This window comes from Micromonospora sp. NPDC048843 (genome assembly GCF_040649965.1).
In the GTDB taxonomy this organism is placed as follows: Bacteria; Actinomycetota; Actinomycetes; order Mycobacteriales; family Micromonosporaceae; genus Micromonospora; species Micromonospora hortensis.
This window is the reverse complement of the sequence record NZ_JBEZGJ010000308.1, coordinates 1-4,590: the sequence shown is the minus strand read 5'-3', so window position 1 is coordinate 4,590 and position 4,590 is coordinate 1. Positions and strand designations below refer to the sequence as shown.

Sequence of the window (4,590 nt, the reverse complement as noted above, 5' to 3'; positions counted from 1 at the left end):
CAGCAGCTTGACCACCGACTGCTCGTCGTCGCGGGCGGTGGCGATGATGATCGGAACGTCGGTGATGCCGCGCAGCATCCGCAGCGCGTCCGAGCCGTCCAGATCGGGTAGGCCGAGGTCGAGCACCACCAGGTCGGGTGTCTCCGCGGCGACCCGACGCAGGGCGTCCAACGCCGTACCCACGGCGTGCACGGCATGCCCCCGGTCGGTGAGGGACCGCAGCATCGCGCCGCGTACGACGTGATCGTCTTCGACCAGGAGCACGGAGGCCACGACAAGACCGTACTTGGCCTGGCAAGTTGATCGCGTTGCGGCGTGCCTGGCGACCGGGCAAGCTGGTACGACGATGTCGTTCACCCTGTTCGCCGATGCCCGCCTGGCGCTCGCCCGGGACAGCCTCGCCGGTCTCTCCACCGGCGACGCGCTCGGCGCGCAGTACTTCCTGCCGGGGTCGGCGCCCGTGGGTCTCGCCGTCGACGCGCTGCCGCCAGCGCCCTGGGAATGGACAGACGACACCGAGATGGCCTGTTCGGTCCTCGCCCAGTTGGCCGACTCCGGTGGCATCGACCGGGACCGGCTGGCCCTCTCCTTCGCCGAGCGATGCACCGAGCGCCGAGGCTACGGCGCGGGCGCGATGCTGATCCTGGAGCTGATCCGCACCGGCACCCCGTGGCCGCTGGCCGCCGCCTCCGCCTTCGACGGGCAGGGCTCCTGCGGCAACGGCGCGGCGATGCGGGTCGGCCCGCTGGGCGCGTACTTCGCCGACTCGACGGCGCGCGCCGCGGCACAGGCCCGCGCGTCCGCCGAGGTGACGCACGCGCACCCGGAGGGGATCGTCGGCGCGGTCGCCGTCGCCGTCGCCGCCGCGCTGGCCGCCCGAGCCCGTCTCGACGGGCACCGGCCGGCCCCGGAGCGGCTGCTCGCCGGGATCGCCGCCGCGCTCGACCCGGGCACCGAGGTGCACCGGGGCGTACACCGGGCTGCCGGGCTGCTCGGCCGGCCGTTGCCCCGGGTGGTGGAGGCGCTCGGCAACGGCTCCCGGGTGACCGCCCAGGACACCGTCGGGTTCACCCTCTGGGTGGCCGCCACCCACCTCGACGACTATCCGGCGGCCATCGAGACGTGCGTACGGGCCGGCGGGGACGTGGACACCACCGCCGCCATCGCCGGAGCGGTGGTGGCGGCGCACACCGGTGTCGGCACCCCGGGCGGGGTACCCGAAGAGTGGCTGGCCGCCCGCGAGCCGCTACCTCCCTGGCTCCCCTGACCCCCGGGCTGACCACGATCAACTCGGCTTCCTGCAAATCGGGCTGTCCGGGCGGGGCGGGGATGCCGCGGCTTCCGGGAACCCGAGTGGATCACCGCGATGCTGCGGGAACAGCCTGCTGCGCGTCGGTGGGCTGCGGGTCGGCGGGCGTCGGGTCTGGCGTTGCGGTGTCGTTCCCGCGGCCGGTTATCTCGGCCAGCGTCGCGGCCTCGTCCGGGCCGCCGGTCACCTCGGCGAGCGCGGTGGCCTCGCCCGGGTCGCGTCGACGCCACCGGCTGACCAGCCAGCCGATCGCCGCGCCGCCGCCCAGCCCGGCCAGCAGGCCGGCGGCCAGCATCCCGTCGGCGCTGCCCTCGTCGGCACCGCCCGATCGGGCCGGCGGTGCGGCGTCCACACCGTTGTCCGCTGCGACCGGTGCACCGGCCGCCGGACCGGCGTGTCCGCCGTGTGCGGCAGGACCCGCCGCGCCGGGCGCCGCCGGCAGCAGGGTGAGCGCCGGGGCCCGGTGCGGGCCGGTGGCGTCCGCCCACCGGACCACGGTGCCATCGGCGTACGTCTGGACGACCTCGAAGGTGAGTCGCTCGGCCTGCGGCATCGGCCCCATGGAGAGCGCCAGCCGAGCCGGCCCGGGGTCACTCGCACCGACCCGGACCCAGGTCACCGCTGTCGTCACAGTGTTCACCCCGGAGGAGTGGATACCGGCCACCGGCTTGTCCAGGGTGCGGGAGCTGATTCGGGGTGCCCAGCCGTTCACCGACATGGGGTAGACCTCGGCGATCGGCGCGTCGGCCGGCAGCCGGACCTCGATCTGGTTGGTCTTCGTGCCGGCCCGTTCCTCCGGGACGCTGAACTCCAGCCGTACCGCCTCGCCCTGCCGGGCCTCGGTCGGGGTGGTCGTCACGTCCGCGGCGTACGCCGTGCCAGGCCAGAGCAGCAGCCCAGCGGCGGTCACCGCGGTCGCCGCCACGATCCGCCGTCGACGGCCACCGCCGTACGTGCTCGCCATCTCGTGCCCCCATCCGTGTCGACGCGGCCGGCACCGGTTTCCGGCCACACCTTCTAGTTCGGCTGCGAGGCGCGAAAGGTTCAACGTCGGCGGTAAGGAGGTGCCGTTCCCGGCCGGGGGCGGGGCGACCGATAGCATCGGCAGGAGCCGAGGATCGGCACCGTTTCGTACCACTTGGAGGAGTCACCGTGTCAGCACCCCGTACCCCCGCCGTGGCCGACCCCGTCGTCGTCGCCGCCGGGACCACGGCGGCCGACGCGGTGGCCGCGGCCGGACTGCCCGCGAACGGCCCGAAGGCGATCGTCGTGGTCCGCGACCCCGAGGGCCAGCTGCGCGACCTGGACTGGTCGCCGGCCGAGGAGACCGTCGTCGAGCCGGTCAGCCTGGATTCGCCCGACGGGCTCAACGTGCTGCGCCACTCCACCGCGCACGTCCTCGCCCAGGCCGTGCAGGACATCTTCCCCGAGGCCAAGCTGGGCATCGGCCCGCCCATCGAGAACGGCTTCTACTACGACTTCGACGTCGACAAGCCGTTCCAGCCCGATGACCTCAGCAAGCTCGAGAAGCGCATGCAGGAGATCATCAAGTCCGGGCAGCGGTTCCGTCGCCGCCGCTTCGGCAGCCTGGACGAGGCGCGCTCCGAGCTGGCCGACGAGCCGTTCAAGCTGGAGTTGATCGAGGTCAAGGGCGAGGGCCTGGACACCGACGAGGTGATGGAGGTGGGCGGCGGCGAGCTGACCATCTACGACAACCTCGACGCCAAGGAGGACAAGGTCTGCTGGTCGGACCTGTGCCGGGGTCCGCACCTGCCGACCACCCGACTGATCGGCGCGTTCAAGCTGATGCGTTCCGCCGCCGCGTACTGGCGGGGGTCGGAGAAGAACCCCCAACTACAGCGGGTGTACGGCACCGCGTGGCCGACCCGCGACGAGCTCAAGGCGTACCTGAAGCTGTTGGAGGAGGCCGCCCGGCGCGACCACCGCAAGCTCGGCGCTGACCTCGATTTGTTCAGCTTCCCCGACGAGATCGGCTCCGGCCTGGCGGTCTTCCACCCCAAGGGCGGCATCATCCGCCGCGAGATGGAGCACTACTCGCGCCAGCGGCACGAGGCGGCGGGGTACGAGTTCGTCAACACCCCGCACATCACCAAGGCGCAGCTGTTCCAGACCTCCGGTCACCTGCCGTACTACGCGGACACCATGTTCCCGCCCATGCAATTGGAGGGCGCGGACTACTACCTCAAGGCGATGAACTGCCCGATGCACAACCTGATCTTCAGGTCGCGCGGGCGGTCGTACCGGGAGTTGCCGCTGCGGATGTTCGAGTTCGGCACTGTCTACCGGTACGAGAAGTCCGGCGTCGTGCACGGCCTCACCCGGGTCCGTGGCCTGACCCAGGACGACTCGCACATCTACTGCACCCGTGAGCAGATGGCCGGCGAGCTGTCCACGCTGCTCAGCTTCGTGCTCGACCTGCTGCGTGACTACGGCCTGGACGACTTCTACCTGGAGCTGTCGACCCGGGACGACTCGCCCAAGTTCATCGGGGCCGAAGAGGACTGGGCCGAGGCCACCGAGGCGCTGCGGACCGCCGCCGCGACCTCCGGCCTGGACCTGGTGCCCGACCCGGGCGGCGCGGCGTTCTACGGGCCGAAGATCTCCGTGCAGGCCCGCGACGCGATCGGCCGGACCTGGCAGATGTCCACCATCCAGGTCGACTTCAACCAGCCGGAGCGGTTCGGGTTGGAGTACCAGGCCGCCGACGGCAGCCGGCAGCGGCCCGTGATGATCCACCGTGCGCTGTTCGGGTCGATCGAGCGGTTCTTCGGGGTGCTCACCGAGCACTACGCGGGCGCGTTCCCGGCCTGGCTGGCGCCGGTGCAGGTGGTGGGCATCCCGATCCGCGAGGACCACACCGACTACCTGCACGGCTTCGTCGCGGCGCTGCGCGCCGAGGGCATCCGGGCCCAGGTGGACGCGGGTGACGACCGGATGCAGAAGAAGATCCGGACGGCGCAGCAGCAGAAGATCCCGTTCATGGTGATCGCCGGAGACGACGACGTGGCCGCCGGCACGGTCTCCTTCCGCTACCGCGACGGCTCCCAGCGCAACGGGGTGCCGGTCGCCGAGGCGGTGACCCACGTGCTGGACGTGGTCAGCTCACGGACCAACATCGGCCCCTCCGCCGCCGCCGCGGAGTAGCCGGGCGGGCGGCGCGCTTGCCGCATGATCGTGCTCGATCCAGGAAGTAGTGGCCTCCCCGCCCGCCGCAACCGCCGCCGTACCCGCCGACCGCCGCGTCGCTGACCGTCAACCGG

Annotated in this window: 4 protein-coding genes; 2 read left to right on the top strand and 2 right to left on the bottom strand. The window is 72.3% G+C overall.

The window, feature by feature from the left end:
- The coding region (locus AB0C20_RS35250; RefSeq protein ID WP_357569633.1) for a response regulator at positions 1-273 on the bottom strand (273 nt) is incomplete at its 3' end.
- Positions 274-346: 73 nt separating this feature from the next.
- On the opposite strand from AB0C20_RS35250, the gene AB0C20_RS35245 reads away from it, so the two are divergent.
- On the top strand, positions 347-1,267 hold the full coding sequence (locus AB0C20_RS35245) for an ADP-ribosylglycohydrolase family protein (protein ID WP_357187224.1): 921 nt from the start codon (positions 347-349) through the stop codon (positions 1,265-1,267).
- Between the two features lie 91 nt (positions 1,268-1,358).
- On the opposite strand, the gene AB0C20_RS35240 is transcribed toward AB0C20_RS35245, so the two are convergent.
- On the bottom strand, positions 1,359-2,273 hold the full coding sequence (locus AB0C20_RS35240; protein ID WP_357187221.1) for a DUF1775 domain-containing protein: 915 nt from the start codon (positions 2,271-2,273) through the stop codon (positions 1,359-1,361).
- Positions 2,274-2,461: 188 nt separating this feature from the next.
- On the opposite strand from AB0C20_RS35240, the gene thrS reads away from it, so the two are divergent.
- Positions 2,462-4,474, top strand: coding sequence for a threonine--tRNA ligase (thrS, locus tag AB0C20_RS35235; RefSeq protein ID WP_357187218.1), 2,013 nt, complete (start codon positions 2,462-2,464; stop codon positions 4,472-4,474).
- Positions 4,475-4,590: the final 116 nt, after the last annotated feature.

What these genes read in the sequence shown, in the direction of transcription:
- AB0C20_RS35245 (WP_357187224.1), top strand. Translation starts at nt 347, where the DNA reads ATGTCGTTCACCCTGTTCGCCGATGCCCGCCTGGCGCTCGCCCGGGAC.
- AB0C20_RS35240 (WP_357187221.1), bottom strand. Translation starts at nt 2,273, where the DNA reads ATGGCGAGCACGTACGGCGGTGGCCGTCGACGGCGGATCGTGGCGGCG.